Source organism: Bombilactobacillus mellis (assembly GCF_000967245.1).
GTDB classification, from domain to species: Bacteria; Bacillota; Bacilli; order Lactobacillales; family Lactobacillaceae; genus Bombilactobacillus; species Bombilactobacillus mellis.
This window is the reverse complement of sequence record NZ_KQ033877.1, coordinates 735,592-751,662: the sequence shown is the minus strand read 5'-3', so window position 1 is coordinate 751,662 and position 16,071 is coordinate 735,592. Positions and strand designations below refer to the sequence as shown.

Here is a 16,071-nt window from a genome sequence, read left to right as displayed (position 1 = left end):
CAAATAGCCTGCTAAAGATGGTTCCCAGACATAAGTATGCGTTTTATTATCACCCTGATAGCTACTTAATTCTTTTCCCGATTTAACAGAACCTGTTGGTTTGTAATCATCATCTTGTCCCACCACCTCTTTCCAATTTTTACTACGACTGACATAGCTAGAATTTTCAGGAAAAGGAGTATTATTTCCGGGTGCATCCATAATTGGATTATCCGTAGTTGGATTATCCTTAGTTGTCGGGAACTGCACCTTTGGCCCTAGGATAATTTTCCATAAAGAGTTATCCCCTTTGAACATAGCAGCTGCATCTGTTACTTTGCTCATATCAAAATTACTTAAGTCAATTTGAGTAAGATGAGGCATATTAGCAAACATAGAATTAATTGAATTCATGGCCGTAACACCTGATCTAATATCAACAGACTTTATATTACCGCGCTGACTATCCCAAGGCCAATCTGCAGCCGACTGAGTATTCAAATTAATATTATGAGGATAAATTGTCAATTTACCGTTACTATCAATTAGCCACCACATGGTCTCGTTTAAGTAAACCATATTAGTTGCAGGAATGTGGTTGCCTAAATCATCGGGAGTGTAAGTTTTATTTGGATCTGGTGGATTGGGATTAGCTAAAGGAGACTTATCATTTTCGCCACAATAAAAATAGGAACCATAAAGTTGATTACCGTCGAAATCAATTAATTGCTGTGATTGATCATAAACGGCTACTTTTGAAGTAATCTGAGCTTGTGGTGCAATTTTAGGAGCACTATCAGTTTGAGGTAGAGTCCATGTTATCTGCCCACCTTGAGTAGTTAGTTTGGCCTTATCTACCCCTTTATATGTGAAGGATACTTCACGAGTTCCAGAATCATTGAGAAATAAATTATTACGATTATTATTATTTTCTGTATTTTTTGTGTTTAATAAAGGAATATAGACTAATCCCGATTTCGATGTCACATCTGTCGGTAAATTAGCAGTGGGGTCTAAAATACCAGCTAACGACTGTACCGCTGTCACTCCCTGCCATAGACTGGGTCCAGATTTATTAGTCGCTGTATATTGAAAAGTTATTGTATCACCTGGCCGAATATTAGCACTAGATACATAAGAGCTATTATTATTAACCCTAAATTTTAGGCCTAATGTAATTGGCAAATTACTAGTACCGCTAGCACTGCCAGAAGGCAATCGTTGCCGATAAATATAATTTAAGACAATCACACTATTATATTGCGAGCTGACGTTCAGTGTATCATCCTTTTTAGTTATCATAACAGGAATTTCCCCAATTTTTGTGCCATTAGTCAATTGTCTAATAGTGGGCTTAGCAGAATTTGGTTCATATAAATTTCCATTAATTTGAGAGCACTGATAGGTTTTACCATCCTTGTAAATAGTAGGTTGATTATTTGTATTTGTAAATTCATTATCAATACCTTCTTTAAGAGTAACCTTGGGGGCTTGCAAATCAGTACCATTTTCATCCGTGTAACGTGTAACCAATGTTGGTTGTGCTGGAGTAAACTTACCTTCAATATCTTTGATTTGATTGCTTTCAGAAACTCTTCCTGTGGCTGCCACAATGGCAAAACCATATTTGGTTTTATTATCCATAAAAGCGATGTTTTTAGAATAACTGACATACTTACTTGAATTATTAGGATCAGAAATTTTAACAGTTATTGACGTACCATCTTTCCTAACATTCATTTGCCACCATTGATTATTAACAATATTAATAGGATTGTTTAACTGCATATAACTACTCATATCAACTGTAGAATATCCATTATAATTAGTAGTAACAAACGCTCCATAAGGACATTGCCAATCATAATTTAAGATTGAACTATCAAATTGCCCATAAACATTATAATCAGTATGGAAGTTTGTGCCATAAATGCCATTCTTTGGAGGATTAGAGCTTCCGTATTGATTAAAATAAGTATCAATTTTAAAGCCAAAGGCATTCATTAAGTCACTAATACCTAAATTGCCTCCTTTCATTCCAATTGAATTAAGATTTTGACCATTATGTGGATCACTAGAATTCAAAACAGGTGAATTATCTACATTACGTCCAAAACAATTAGGTAATTGTTGATAATAATGAGTATCCTGATCCGTAATAGTATCCCCCGGTTTATAGAGTGGATGTAAGGCAAAGCCGATCCCATCACCATATTCAATTCCGGAAGCAGAAATTTTTACCTTCCAAGAAAAGTGAAAGTCTTGGGTCATATCAATTGCGGTATTCAAAGTCACAGCACCTAATTTTCTTTGCTCATCATTATTCAAATTAATAATGCCCCAACCACCCGTAGATGAGTATTCAACATTAGCCGAGCCAGTAGGAGAAAAGAAGTTTTGAGTATCCTCTTTATTGAATTTAATAGGATTTAAACTACTTCCTAAATCGAAGGGCTGCTTAAGAAGTTTATTTAATACAGAGGAAAAATCAGCAGCTCGTTGTGCTGCCAGCTGAGAAGCTAATAAAGGCTTGTTCGTCATCGGCAGTAAAGAATCACTAGGAGATGATATAGTTGCGGCATAGGATGAAATTGAAAAAAACATGCTGACAATAAAAAATAAAGCTGTAGTTATAAAAACATTAATTACTTTCCCAGCTGCATTACTCTTTATTAATTTAATCTTGAGACATAATTTTTTCATACTAGAACCCCCCTCTTAGGTTTTCTATTTTAAAAATCAAATTTAAAAATTAAAAAATTCTAAGGTCCATCAATGAATTCAAGCAAACCCTTACTTAAAAATAAAATTTTCTGTTCATTAACTCTAACAGAGGTACAGTTCTAAGCCTTTTTAACAAACTAATTAATTTCACAACTATGAAGCATTCGCTCTAATAATCACTATTTGTGATAAATAAAAGAATAATGTTCCCTTTTAAAAGATAATTTCCTATTGCCAAAAAGTAATCAATGTGTCTTAATTATTGACTTTTTTTACATATAATTATGAGAGTAAATTTATCTTTTATAGGAATTAAATTAAAAATTATTTCGGTGCTTATAAAAATGATTTTAATCTTTTTGAAAGTATTAAAATCCTGAAAAATTTCTTTATATAGCTTTTATAGATAAAGAAATCAGCCAGGTTACACTAATTTTGTCAACACCGCTCATCTTCAAGTGAAAGCAGTTGAAAGATAAATTCTAACAATTCATAGTTTTTGTTGTGTTAAAGCAAATCCATAAAACTATCTTTAATTGTCAGATTTATGCCTCCCTTACATTATACTTAAATGTTAGCATTTGTGTAATTCTTGTCAACACAATTATTAACAGCAGAATATACTTATTCTCTAAAAATTATACTTTTTTGGTTAGAGTTAAAATTGATAAAATGCCAAATATCAAAAATACGTTAAGACTAAAATGCCATTATTTTCTGAAATAACCCCGCAACAGTCTTCAACTACTACTAGAAAAGACTTTTAAGCTTACCTGACGAGCGAGTAATTAAGAGTTTAATAAGAAAATTCGCTGAAATAATTATTTGACTGGTTATTATATTATCCCAAGCAATAAAAATGAGAACTTATGTTAAGAAAAATAAATAATCCATCTATTGGTAGCCATTAAAAAAATCTCAGACGAAATTATAAAACCAACATTTCACTTGGTTGAGTGTTTCCCCTTTTGACTGACTTAACAATTAATAACCTTCTAATAATAAAAAGTTGATAAACAAATAGCGAGATGTGTCAAGAATCTTGTGTAAATGAATTTTAGAAGTCTCTCACTATAGTTTCTTAGGAAAACATCAATTCTAAAGTGTCTTGAATTTGTTGAAACTCTTTATGTGCTCTTAAACTATAGCGACTGTTATAACCTAAAATCACAGTCACTAAAGTTCGCTCTAAGGCTGCCTCATTAGGAAATTGTTCCTGTTATTTGGTTTGCCGCTTGAGCTTTTTGTTAAAAGATTCAATCAATTAATACTGTGAATACTAACTCGGATAGCTCTGGGGTAAGTTGAAACAAACTAACAGATGTTCATTATGCTCTAACTTGGCCGTTAGTTGAGAATAACGGTCCTGCCAAGTCTGAATGAAACCTTGCAGATCAGCAGTGACTGCTGTTTTATTGTGTGCTTGATGGATCTGCTTACAGTCCTGTAGTACGGTGGCTCAATCCTTTAAGCGAACATGGTGTTCCAAGTTGCAACTGATATGAACCAGGTATTGCTGCAATTGGGCCTGTGGGAAAGACCAACTAAGGGAGTTCTCTAAGCCCACTAAACCATAAGCGACAAATAATAGCACTTGCTGCAAACCCCGCTACTTTAATATAACAGCAGTTCCGTCCAAACTTATACTCGACTCTGTCAGCACCAGTTGATAACCTAAGATTTCCTTGTATCCATTAACTTGAATGCCAATCGCTAAATGCACCGCTTCTTTAGAGATACTATCCTGCCGCAGCGGCAAATAAGTCACATTAAGTCACATCCAGATAAACAACTGCATACTGTTGAGCTAGAGAGCTGTTTAAAATCCTGAACTTGTTCATTAATCACTTTGGTGAAATTGGAGATTGTTTAGGAGTGTGTAATAAGCACCGTGGGATGGTTAGGTTCAGGGAAGCATACTGAGTCTTAAAAGTGCGTTGATAACTGCCGTTCCGTAAATTGCATGAATTAAACCCCTGAAGGTCATAAGGCTCATAGACAAGAAAAGTCGCTAATTCGTGCTGCAATAACTCATTGATCGCTTGTTCTAAATATTGGTGAAAGGTTTCGTTTAAATCCTGTTTTTGAGCTAGTGCAGCCATTAGATCTTTGTTAAACTGATTCATAGGGAATGCCTCCAGTGATATGGGATTGACACTTTTATCATAAAAGAGAGCCTTACCTTTACAATATCCAAAGAAATTGTATTTATACATAATTATTTAAATAATCGGTTTTATTGTTATAGATTTAATAATTATAATAATGATGCAAATGTTTTTATTAAAAATTAAAAAAATGACTATATAGGAGTAATGATGAGTGGAACATTTAAAATATTATTTTAAATCTAAAGATGGATTAATGATAGAAAGTCAGGAAACTATTAATAATGATATTGATCTATTGACTAATAAACTTTATAAAATATCAAAAAAGTATAATATTACTGTTTCTGTATATCAACTTCTTTTTATTATTGTTTCTAACATAACAATTTTTCCGATATTTTTTTTAGAATTGCTTCACTTATGGAAGTTTAATAAACTAGTTAATATTGTAATTTTAATAATGCTGATATTTTTTATTGCCAATATAATTAAAATTTTTTATATAGATCATCAAATTCGAAAGTTAGAAAGCATAAAAGAAATCATATTGCCGAATAAGGCATTCTACAATAATAACAAATATAAAAGATTTTTATTTAAACATATACCAATTATGTCCTCTATTATTTATAGAAATAAAAGTTGGTTATATTATTTAGATAAACAAATTACCGATGTTTTAAAATTTTCAAATCTAGCTAATTATAAATTAAATTGTGAATCTAATGACATATCTGCCTATAACTTAGATCCATTTATAGATTATTTTTGCAAACAACAAAAGATAAATATTGAAATAAGAAACAAATATTTTAACTCTTTATGGATTTTTACATCGATAGTAACAATCCCTTTAACTTTAACTATATTCAACAAATTAAATACTGCTTTTCTAATAACAATTATGATATATATTATTGTGTTTTCATTAACTATTTTTATAAATCTATACTTTAAAATTAATAAAGATATTAAACAATTGTTTATTATTAATTCATACAAAATATCTCAAGTACAAAACTTATTGAATATTTATCAAAAATTACATCATGAAATAAAATGGCAAATAATACCCAAAAATAAAAACAGCTAAATTAGCAAATATATAAGATAACAACAATTAAAATTTATGTTTGGATCTCTAAGAGAATTTACTCTTTCTACCAATATCTGTTTCCTGGACAATTCACATCATATCTGATTAGTAATACTCTGCATTAAAGCACGCAGGTTATTTGGGTATAGAAAGCATAAATTTTTAAAGTTCCTTTATTTATACTTTGTTTTTGACAACTTAATTTCAACTGATTGGTTAATAAAGACTTTTTTCAGCGCTCACAAAACCTATATAATTTACTCCCACAATTTGAAAGTTTGATCTTAACCTTGTAAAAGTAGTTATTTAATTGCTAAATATTATTCAATATTTCTAAGGCATTACGCAGATATATATAATATCAAATGATCCAATCTTCTAACTTCATAAAACATAACTATTATTGATAATCAAGTATTTAATCATATACTATGTAAACAGATTAAATCGCTACAATCCCCTTAGACAATTTAGAAAGATGATCCATTTTACCATCAATTTTTGTAAAATCAGAACTATTATCTATTCTTCAGATTAAGTTGTAATAACAAATACTAACTCTCCCCATAACATCTTATATTTAAGTTAACAAACTACAAATAATTCTAAAGAAAATTATACAAAAAGCCTCTGAATACAAAATTCAGAAGCTTTTTGTAATTTCATTTCTATTTTATAAGCAAACAAAAAACTCTAAAGGAGAGTACAGGATTTGAACCTGCGCGCCGATTTCTAACCGGTTCGCCGGATTTCGAGTCCGGTGCATTACCACTCTGCCAACTCTCCATAATAGTAGCGTGGCGCTACTAATATTGCATCAATGTATACATATCATAGTTTTTTATTTTATCACGACCATGTAAATCAGTCAACTCAATTAGAAAAGCTGTGCCCACAACAATACCACCTAATTCTTCTACTAATTTAATAGTAGCTGCTAAAGTTCCGCCTGTCGCCATTAAATCATCAACTACCAAAACTTTTTGTCCCGGTTTGACAGCATCTCTTTGCATATACAAAGAAGCTTGTCCATATTCCAAATCATAAGTCACGGAAATAGTATCACGCGGCAGTTTACCCTTTTTACGTGCTGGTGCAAAACCAACTCCTAATTTATAAGCTACTGGGCAGCCGACAATAAATCCCCGTGCTTCAGGACCGACAATCATTTCGGTGCCACGCTCACGTGCGTAATTGACAATTTTATCGGTTGCCTGCGCATAAACTGCACCATTATACATTAACGGCGAAATATCACGAAATATAATTCCCGGTTCCGGAAAATCTTTAACGCTTGCCACATATTTTTTAAAATCCATAAAAATAGCTCCTAAATACTATTATTGTAATATTTTTTTAATATAATTAATGACTTCTCCGGTTTTTGAATCAATTAATTGGTTCTGAACCGCAACCAGATCATTAATTTGACAATAAGTTGGCGATTCCTCCAATTGACGCTGTGGTATTTTGTTAGGATGCATCAACAAACCATTTTCTATTTTAACAAACTTTAACTCAGAAAACACCTTTAATATAAATTTAATTTCTAAAGGTGTCAATCCCAAATACTGAGCTACTACTGGAAGATCGGAAACAGTCAAATTTTGGTGATTGTAGAAGTATTTGAGACTCTGATGCCAAGTAGCGGCTGATAAGTTTAGTTGATAATACAGTGGATATCTTGTATGAAAAATTAATTCTAAACGTGTTAATTGCTTGTTATTAACAATAAATTGCTCAAAATCTTTTAAACTGGTTGGCCGATCAATTAAACTCATCTGTGTTAAATTCGAAGCCACCTGCGTAGCTAACAGACAATGTGCCTGCGAGTATTGTTTTTGGACGGTCTGCAAATGCTGTTCTTGAAAGAAAACTAAATTTTCTGCCTGCTGAATTTGATTTTCTAAACTGCGATGCGCCCGTAAGTCAATTAACTGGTGCTGATTTTGATGGACAATAATAGCTTTAAAGTCAACATCTTCTAGATTTAGTTGGAGATGGCTTTGCTGACGCCAGTTATTTTTTAATAAAGAACCGTAAACGGCTTGTAAGTCAAATTTTTGCACTTGCGCCAATTGTGCGCCCCAATTGAAGGCTACTATTTCTAAAAACTGCTGTCGCTGTTTTAAGCGCAGCTTTAGATGTAATTGGTTCTTACTGCCCAAATACTGAGCCGTATAGGTATCAAAATCAACCACTTTGATTATTGGTAAATTATTGCCCTGCCCAAAAGGAGCTAACTGTTGCAACTGCTGCCATAATACTAAATTAATTGTGCTGGGCGTTAATTTTAAATCATAATAACGGGTTAATTTTTGCTCAAAATCAAATTCTTGGACTTGTGGTAAAGCATTTAACTGCTGCTGCCACTGAGAAATATCTTTAGCTGCTAAAGTTAGTCCACAGGCTTGGGCATGACCGCCAAAATTCTGATATAAAGATCGTAAAGCTGCCAGTGTTTGATATAAATTGAAATTGTCCGGACTGCGAGCCGAACCAACAGCACGCCCATCAGCTTGAATTGAGAGCACTACTGTTGGATGCCGCGTTTGTTCGACAATTTTCCCGGCAACTATTCCTAATATTCCTTGATGCCAGTTATTACCTGCTAAAACTAAAATTTTATTTTGGGATTGGATTTGTTTTTGGGACTGCTTAAGCGCTGCCTGATAAACTTCTTGGGTAAGAATCTTACGTTTTTGATTCAAACCTTCGATTTCTTGGGCTAATTTCTGGGCTTGAGCAGTATCTGTTGTGGTCAGTAATTCTACGCCCTTTGAAGCTTGATCTAAGCGCCCTAAAGAATTTAAGCGTGGTGCGATCTGAAAACTAATATCATCTTCAGTTAACGTTGTTGCCTGAACATGAGCCTGAGCACACAGTTTTTGCAAACCTATGCGCAGGTGCTGCTGCATTTGTTTTAGACCCCAAGTAACTAAAATTCGATTCTCATCAGTTAATTTAACCATATCTGCTATTGTACCGATGGCTGCCAGATCTAATAATTCTACCGGTGGTTCTTCTAGTAAGGCACTGGCCAGTTTAAAAGCGACACCCGCACCTGATAAATCAGGGCAAGGATAACTACTCTGGGTAAAACGGGGATGCACTAAAGCAACCGCAGGCGGCAAACGCGAAGGAAGATTATGATGATCTGTCACTATCACATCCACTTGATGTGCTTGAGCATACTCGATTTCCTTAAGACCAGTAATTCCATTATCCACAGTCACTATCAGCTGATAGCCCTCTTGGACAAATTGCTGATAACGCTCCAGATTAGGTCCATAACCATCCTGAAAACGATCCGGAATAAAAACCGTCGCTTGACCTCCCAAATTAGCCAGCGCCAGCTTTAAAATTGCTGCACTGGTCATACCGTCTGCATCATAATCACCATAGATTAAAATTTTTTCATTACTAAAAAGCGCCTGCGTCAACCGTTCTACCGCTTTATCCATATCATGTAATAAATAAGGGTCATGTAAATTCTGCAATTGGGGATGCAAAAATGATTGCGCTTGGGCAGAGGTTTTGATTCCTCGTTGTAGCAATAAAGTGGCTACCAGTTCATTAATACCCGCTTGTTTGGCTAATTGTGCCACTTGTTGACTGTGCGGTTGTGCTCTTTTTTGCCACTGGTATTTCCAACTCAAACTTATTAACTCCTATCCAAAGACTGCTAAAGTTTCTCGATTAGCCACTCTGGCATTGACTAATTTTCCCTGTACTAACCAACGGTTGGCACCCCCATCAGCACAAGTAATCAATGTAATCATTTTCGTCCGCGGCTGATTATTCATCGTCCAAGTCGCTCGTGGAGAAATCACCTGCTTGAGCTCGACTTTATAAGTATAGACATTCTTCAAATTAGTAATATAAATTAAATCACCAATTTGTACTCGGGCAATAGGTGAAAATAAAGCTCCTTTATCCGTCATATAATGTCCGGCTAAAGCATAATTACCTTCTCCCATTTTTTCATCAGGTTTTAACGTTCCGCCTCCAGTAGCCAAGGCGGTATCATCAACTCCTTTGACTATCGGCAACTTTAAACTCACTGAGGGAATCGCAATTTTGCCAATTGCGGCAGCATTATTTTTTACCGCTGCTTTAGCCGCCTGTTTTACAGTTATAGGCTTGACTTTAGAGAAATCAAACGAAGCGTCTCGTAGATTATTCTGCCGAATCTGATCCTTTGACAAATGTTCTAAACGGCTTTGTGAAACTTGCTGCACTAATTTAACTTTTATTGGCTCATTAAAGATTAAAACCAAGGCTGTCAACAATACAATAATAGTTAAGAAAATTTTCCCCAATTTTTTCATGTTTCATCCCTATTTTTTCTTTAAATCATCGTCGCCCATTTGCAGAACTGCCATAAAAGCTGCCTGGGGTACTGTTACTTTACCTACTTCTTTCATTCTCTTTTTACCGCGTTTTTGCTTATCCAATAACTTATTTTTCCGGGTTTGATCACCACCGTAAAGAGGACCGGTAACATCTTTACGATAAGCCTTGACTGTTGAACGTGCGACAATTTTGTTTCCAATCGCTGCTTGAATTGCTACTTCAAATTGCTGCCGAGGAATAATATGTTTCAGTTTTTGGACAATTTCGCGCCCCCGCTCATAAGCAAAATCCTCATGCACAATAAAACTCAAAGCATCAACAGGTTCTTTATTTAATAATATATCCATTTTTACCATTTTAGCAGCTTCATAACCACTAATACTATAATCCAAAGAAGCAAAACCATGCGTGCTGGATTTGAGACTATCAAAAAAGTCATAAATAATTTCAGCCAAAGGTAATTTATAAATAACATTGACATGATAATTATCTAAATAATCCATGGTTTGAAATTGTCCGCGTTTACGCTCTGATAATTCCATGACTGCTCCGACGTAATCTTTGGGAACCATAATTTCTGCACGGACGATTGGTTCTTGAATTTCTTTGATATCTGAAGGTTCTGGCATTTGCGAAGGATTATCAATCACCTGCATTGTACCATTATTTGTTATAATTTTATAATTTACCGAAGGTGCCGTCATTATCAGATCTAAATTAAATTCTCTTTCCAAACGTTCCTGAATAACATCCATATGCAATAAGCCCAAAAAGCCGACACGAAAACCAAAACCTAAGGCTTGCGAAGTTTCAGGTTCGTATTCCAGAGAAGCATCATTTAATTGTAATTTTTCTAAGGCATCTCGTAAATCTTCAAATTTCGCATTATCAACTGGATACATTCCTGAATAGACCATAGGCGTAATTTTTCGATAGCCGGCTAACGCATGATCCGTTGGCCGCTCAGCAGCCGTAATCGTATCACCGACACGTGTGTCCTGCACACTTTTAATGCTGGCCGTAATATAGCCCACGTCACCTACCGCCAAAAACTGCCGCGGCACAGCCTTAGGCGACATTACACCGACTTCAGTAACTTCAAATTCTTTACCATTACTCATTAATTTAATTTTATCACCGATTTTTACCTGACCATCAAAAATGCGCACACTTAAGACTACACCACGATAACTATCATAGACGGAATCAAAAATCAAAGCCTTTAATGGCTTATTAAGATCTCCTTTTGGTGCCGGAATATCAGTTACAATTCGTTCCAATAATTCTGCAATTCCAGTACCATTTTTAGCACTGGTTAAGACCGCATTGGTGGCATCAATCCCAATCATATCAGCTATTTCTGTTTTAACATTGTCAACATCAGCTGAAGGTAAATCAATTTTATTAATTACCGGCACAATTTCTAAGTCGTTATCCACGGCCAAATAAGCATTAGCCATAGTTTGAGCTTGTACTCCTTGAGCAGCGTCAACTACTAATAAGGCCCCTTCACAGGCTGCTAAACTACGTGAAACTTCATAAGAAAAATCAACATGTCCCGGAGTATCAATTAAATGAAAAGTATAAGTATGACCATCCTGTGCATGATATTTTAATTCTACCGCATTTAATTTGATCGTAATGCCCCGTTCACGTTCAATATCCATATCATCCAAGACTTGATTTTCCATTTCCCGTTTAGAAACCGTATCTGTCATTTCCAAAATGCGATCGGCAATAGTAGATTTGCCATGATCAATGTGGGCTACAATCGATAAATTACGAATATATTTTTGTCTTTGTTTTAAATCAGAGTCGGTCATGCAAACACTCCTTTACTTACAGCATGAATTATACCAATTTTTTAGATATAAACAAAGTAACACTTATAAATCAACCAACAAACAAAAAGGAAACCAGACAATTACCTGTCAAGTTTCCCTTAAACTTTGCATTTTTGTTTAGCAAATAGTTCATTTCGGCAAACCGCAATACCATTAACTTTAATTGCCAAACTTATCTTTCATATTATCACGGACACGTTCAAAAAGATTACGATCCTGCTCTTTGACTTTGCCGCCGCCTAATTGTGCATATTTTTGTAAAGCTTCTTTTTGTTTTACATTCAGATGCTTAGGAGTAACGATTTCTACTGTTACACGCTGATCACCAACTCCACCGTGAAGCCGTGGTACTCCTTGTCCCCGGAGCCGAAAAACAGTCCCGCTTTGAGTGCCGGCAGGAACTTTCAATTCTACAGGACCACGGACGGTATTAACCTTAATAGTATCACCAAGCGCCGCTTGTGGAAAAGAAATGGCGGCATGCGAATAAATTGTATCACCATCACGAGTAAATTCCCGGCTTGGTTCGACTTCAAAGACTATATATAAGTCCCCATAAGGACCGCGGTTATCCCCCGCTTCGCCTTGTCCATCTAGACGCATGCGCTGCAAATTATCAATTCCTGCTGGAACATTAACTTCCAACGCATGATTGCGTGTGACTTTACCACGGCCATGGCATTCAGGACATTTATCTTTAATTTCTTGGCCGCGACCACCACAAACATCACATACTTGCTGGGTTTGCATCATTCCTAAAGGTGTTCTTTGGCTGATTTTAATATAACCTGTCCCATGACATTTATGACAGGTCACCGGATTGGTCCCGGGTTTAGCACCGCTTCCGTGGCAAGTAGCACATTCTTCTTGCCGATTATAATGAATAGTCTTTTTACCGCCAAAAATTGCTTCATCAAATTTTAGTTTGACACGATATTCTAAATCCCGGCCTTTTCTGGGTGCAGTTGGATCACTGCGGCGACTTGTACCGCCGCCAAAGAAAGAATTAAAGATATCGCCAAAATCGCCAAAATCATCAAAGCCGCTAAATCCCTGGCCACCGTTAAAACCGCCTTGTTGATTGCCAGTAGTACCAAATTGGTCATATTGCGCCTTTTTTTGCGGATCTTTTAAAATTTCATAGGCGTCATTTACTTCTTTAAATTTTTTCTCTGCATCTGGGGCTTTATTTAGGTCGGGATGATACTTTTTTGATAATTTACGATAAGCTTTTTTAATTTCATCTTCTGAGGCATTCCGGTCAACACCAAGTGTCTCATATGGATCCATTATCTCACCCAGCCTTTCTTCTACAATGAAATGGGGTCGAGACAAAATCTTTCTCCCGCCCCATATATAAAACTTTTTCTAACTTGAATAAATAGTTCTGATTAATCCCTGCCAGTTAATTAATTCTTTTTGTCAGGATCAACTTCCTTAAAATCACCATCAACTGTATCGCCCTTGCCATCATTAGCCTGATTATTACCATCAGACTGAGCTTGAGCACCTTGCGGATTATCTTTTTGTGCTTGCTGATATAATTTAACCGCTAAATCTTGAACAATCTTATTCAGATCATCTTTCTTAGTTTTCATTTCTTCCAAATTATTATCAGATTGGGCTTTCTTCAATGCATCTTCGGCATCTTGAGCTTTTTTGATTTCTTCATCGGAAACTTTACCTTTGACATCTTTGAGAGTTTTATCAGTAGTAAAGATCAACTGGTCTACTTCATTACGTAAGTCAGCCTCTTCCTTACGCTTTTTATCAGACTCTTCGTTTTCTTTAGCTTCTTTTTTCATTTTCTCAATTTCTTCATCAGATAAACCGGAAGAACTCTTAATTGTAATCTTTTGTGATTTACCAGTGCCCAAATCTTTAGCTGAAACATTTACAATACCGTTTTTGTCAATATCAAATTTAACTTCAATTTGCGGTACTCCCCGTGGCGCTGCCGGAATATCTGTCAATTGAAAGCGGCCTAAGGTCTTGTTATCAGCCGCCATTGGACGCTCACCTTGCAAAACATGAATATCAACAGCCGGTTGATTATCAGCAGCGGTCGAGAAGACTTGTGACTTGCTGGTAGGAATTGTAGTATTACGGTCAATTAATTTAGTAAAGACACCACCCATTGTTTCAATACCAAGAGATAGTGGGGTAACATCTAATAGAACAATATCTTTAACATCACCGGTAATAACTCCACCTTGAATAGCAGCACCTAAAGCTACGGCTTCATCCGGGTTAATAGAATGATCCGGTTCTTTACCAGTCCAGTTCTTAACTGCCTCTTGCACAGCTGGGATTCTGGTAGAACCACCATTTAAAATAACTTTATCAATTTCCGAACTGCTCAATCCTGCATCCTTTAAAGCATTTTCTACGGGGATATGAGTTTTATCAACTAAATCAGCTGTTAATTCATTAAATTTGGCTCGGGATAATGTTGTTTGTAAATGCAAAGGACCTTCAGGACCAGCAGAAATAAATGGTAAACTAATTTCTGTTTCAGAAACACCGGAAAGATCTTTTTTAGCTTTTTCAGCAGCATCTTTCAAACGCTGCAAAGCCATTTTATCCTGTGACAAGTCAATATTGTTTTTAGACTTAAAATCAGCAATTAACCAATTCATAATGGCATTATCAAAGTCATCGCCACCTAAATGAGTATCACCATTAGTAGACAATACTTGGAAAACGCCATCGCCTAATTCCAAAATTGAAACATCAAAGGTTCCTCCGCCAAGATCATAAACTAGGACTTTTTCATCATCTTTGTTTTTATCCAAGCCGTAAGCTAATGCTGAAGCTGTTGGCTCATTAATGATTCGTTTAACTTCTAAGCCGGCAATTTTACCAGCATCTTTAGTAGCTTGACGCTGCGAGTCATTAAAATAAGCTGGTACTGTAATAACAGCCTCAGTAACTTCTTCTCCCAAATACTTTTCAGCAAAATTTTTAATATACTGTAAAATCATAGCTGAAATTTCTTGCGGAGTATATTCTTTATCATTAACTTTAACTTTATAATTAGCTTCTCCCATATGCCGCTTAATGGAAGAAATTGTATTAGGATTGGTAATCGCCTGCCGCTTGGCTACTTCTCCAACTTGAGTTTCGCCATCTTTGAATGCGACCACTGATGGAGTAGTACGACCGCCTTCAGGATTAGCAATAATTTTCGGTTCTCCACCCTCTAAAACTGCTACTGCAGAGTTTGTGGTCCCTAAATCAATACCAATAATTTTAGCCATAAATTATACCTTCCTTTGTTTATTGATCTTTTGACTTATTTATTGAGCAACGACTACCATACTGGGTCTAATTACTCGATCTTTGAGTTTATAACCGGTCTGTAATACTTGGACGACCGTCTCTGCTGGATGATCAGCATCGGCTGGCACGGTTTGAACTGCTTGATGAACTGTCGGGTCAAATTTTTCCCCTGCAGCCGCAATTTCGACAACGTTATTTTCTGCCAATGCCTGTTTTAAATGTTTTAATACCATTTGCACACCAGTCAAAATTCCTTCATTAGCAGCAGCTTGGCTCTGTTCTTGAGCAGCCAAAGCCCGTTCTAAATTATCAATTGAAGGTAAAATGGCGGTTGCTAACTTTTGCCCGTCATATTTAATGAGGGCCGCTTGATCTTGTTGATTATGTCGTTTTATATTTTGAATTTCAGCTTCCGCACGTAAATACTGATCTTGTGCCTGTTTCAGTTGTTTTTCCAATTGCTGATTCTTATCTAAAAGTTTATCCACAACCGAATCATCGCTCTTCGGTTCAACTGCCGCCTGGTCTTTCTTGGAGGCTTGAGAAGCTGGATCTTTTGTTGCTTTAAATTGTTTTTTATTAGCAGAAGTGGTTTTCTTTTTAGTTTCTTCTTTAGTGGTATCTAAATTTTTTTCTGAAGGAAATTCTTCCGAATTAAGATCAGTTTTTGCCATCTTTC

Annotated in this window: 9 protein-coding genes, 1 tRNA gene and 1 pseudogene; 1 reads left to right on the top strand and 10 read right to left on the bottom strand. The window is 35.5% G+C overall.

What is annotated here, in order from left to right; genetic code table 11:
- On the bottom strand, positions 1–2,682 hold a 2,682-nt coding region (locus JG29_RS03685; RefSeq protein WP_045922545.1), incomplete at its 3' end, for a lectin-like domain-containing protein.
- A 1,102-nt stretch (positions 2,683–3,784) separates the two neighbouring features.
- Positions 3,785–4,829: pseudogene (locus JG29_RS09015) on the bottom strand (IS256 family transposase).
- 196 nt (positions 4,830–5,025) lie between these two features.
- Between JG29_RS09015 and JG29_RS03675 the strand changes: the two are divergent.
- Entirely contained in the window at positions 5,026–5,907 is an 882-nt protein-coding gene (locus JG29_RS03675; RefSeq protein ID WP_045922543.1) for a hypothetical protein, read from the top strand.
- Positions 5,908–6,607: 700 nt separating this feature from the next.
- Here JG29_RS03675 and JG29_RS03670 read toward each other — a convergent pair.
- The 8 genes from JG29_RS03670 to grpE form a co-directional block, all read right to left on the bottom strand.
- Positions 6,608–6,696, bottom strand: a tRNA-Ser gene (locus tag JG29_RS03670).
- Between the two features lie 20 nt (positions 6,697–6,716).
- The gene (locus tag JG29_RS03665) at positions 6,717–7,229 is read right to left on the bottom strand and encodes an adenine phosphoribosyltransferase (protein ID WP_180213545.1); all 513 of its coding nucleotides are present in this window, start codon (positions 7,227–7,229) and stop codon (positions 6,717–6,719) included.
- Between the two features lie 21 nt (positions 7,230–7,250).
- Positions 7,251–9,569 carry a single-stranded-DNA-specific exonuclease RecJ gene (gene recJ, locus JG29_RS03660; RefSeq protein ID WP_045922541.1) on the bottom strand — a complete coding sequence of 773 codons (2,319 nt, stop codon included), beginning with the start codon at positions 9,567–9,569 and terminating at the stop codon, positions 7,251–7,253.
- A gap of 12 nt (positions 9,570–9,581) precedes the next feature.
- Positions 9,582–10,241 (bottom strand): class A sortase, encoded by a 660-nt coding sequence (locus JG29_RS03655; RefSeq protein WP_045922540.1) that lies wholly within the window; start codon positions 10,239–10,241, stop codon positions 9,582–9,584.
- A 9-nt stretch (positions 10,242–10,250) separates the two neighbouring features.
- Positions 10,251–12,089, bottom strand: a complete 1,839-nt coding sequence (lepA, locus tag JG29_RS03650; RefSeq protein WP_045922539.1) for a translation elongation factor 4 — start codon at positions 12,087–12,089, stop codon at positions 10,251–10,253.
- A gap of 180 nt (positions 12,090–12,269) precedes the next feature.
- Complete coding sequence (gene dnaJ / locus JG29_RS03645) at positions 12,270–13,400, bottom strand: molecular chaperone DnaJ (RefSeq protein ID WP_045922733.1); 1,131 nt, start codon at positions 13,398–13,400, stop codon at positions 12,270–12,272.
- 119 nt (positions 13,401–13,519) lie between these two features.
- Entirely contained in the window at positions 13,520–15,370 is a 1,851-nt protein-coding gene (gene dnaK, locus JG29_RS03640) for a molecular chaperone DnaK (RefSeq protein WP_045922538.1), read from the bottom strand.
- A gap of 39 nt (positions 15,371–15,409) precedes the next feature.
- Positions 15,410–16,066 carry a nucleotide exchange factor GrpE gene (gene grpE / locus JG29_RS03635; RefSeq protein WP_045922537.1) on the bottom strand — a complete coding sequence of 219 codons (657 nt, stop codon included), beginning with the start codon at positions 16,064–16,066 and terminating at the stop codon, positions 15,410–15,412.
- Positions 16,067–16,071 lie beyond the last annotated feature (5 nt).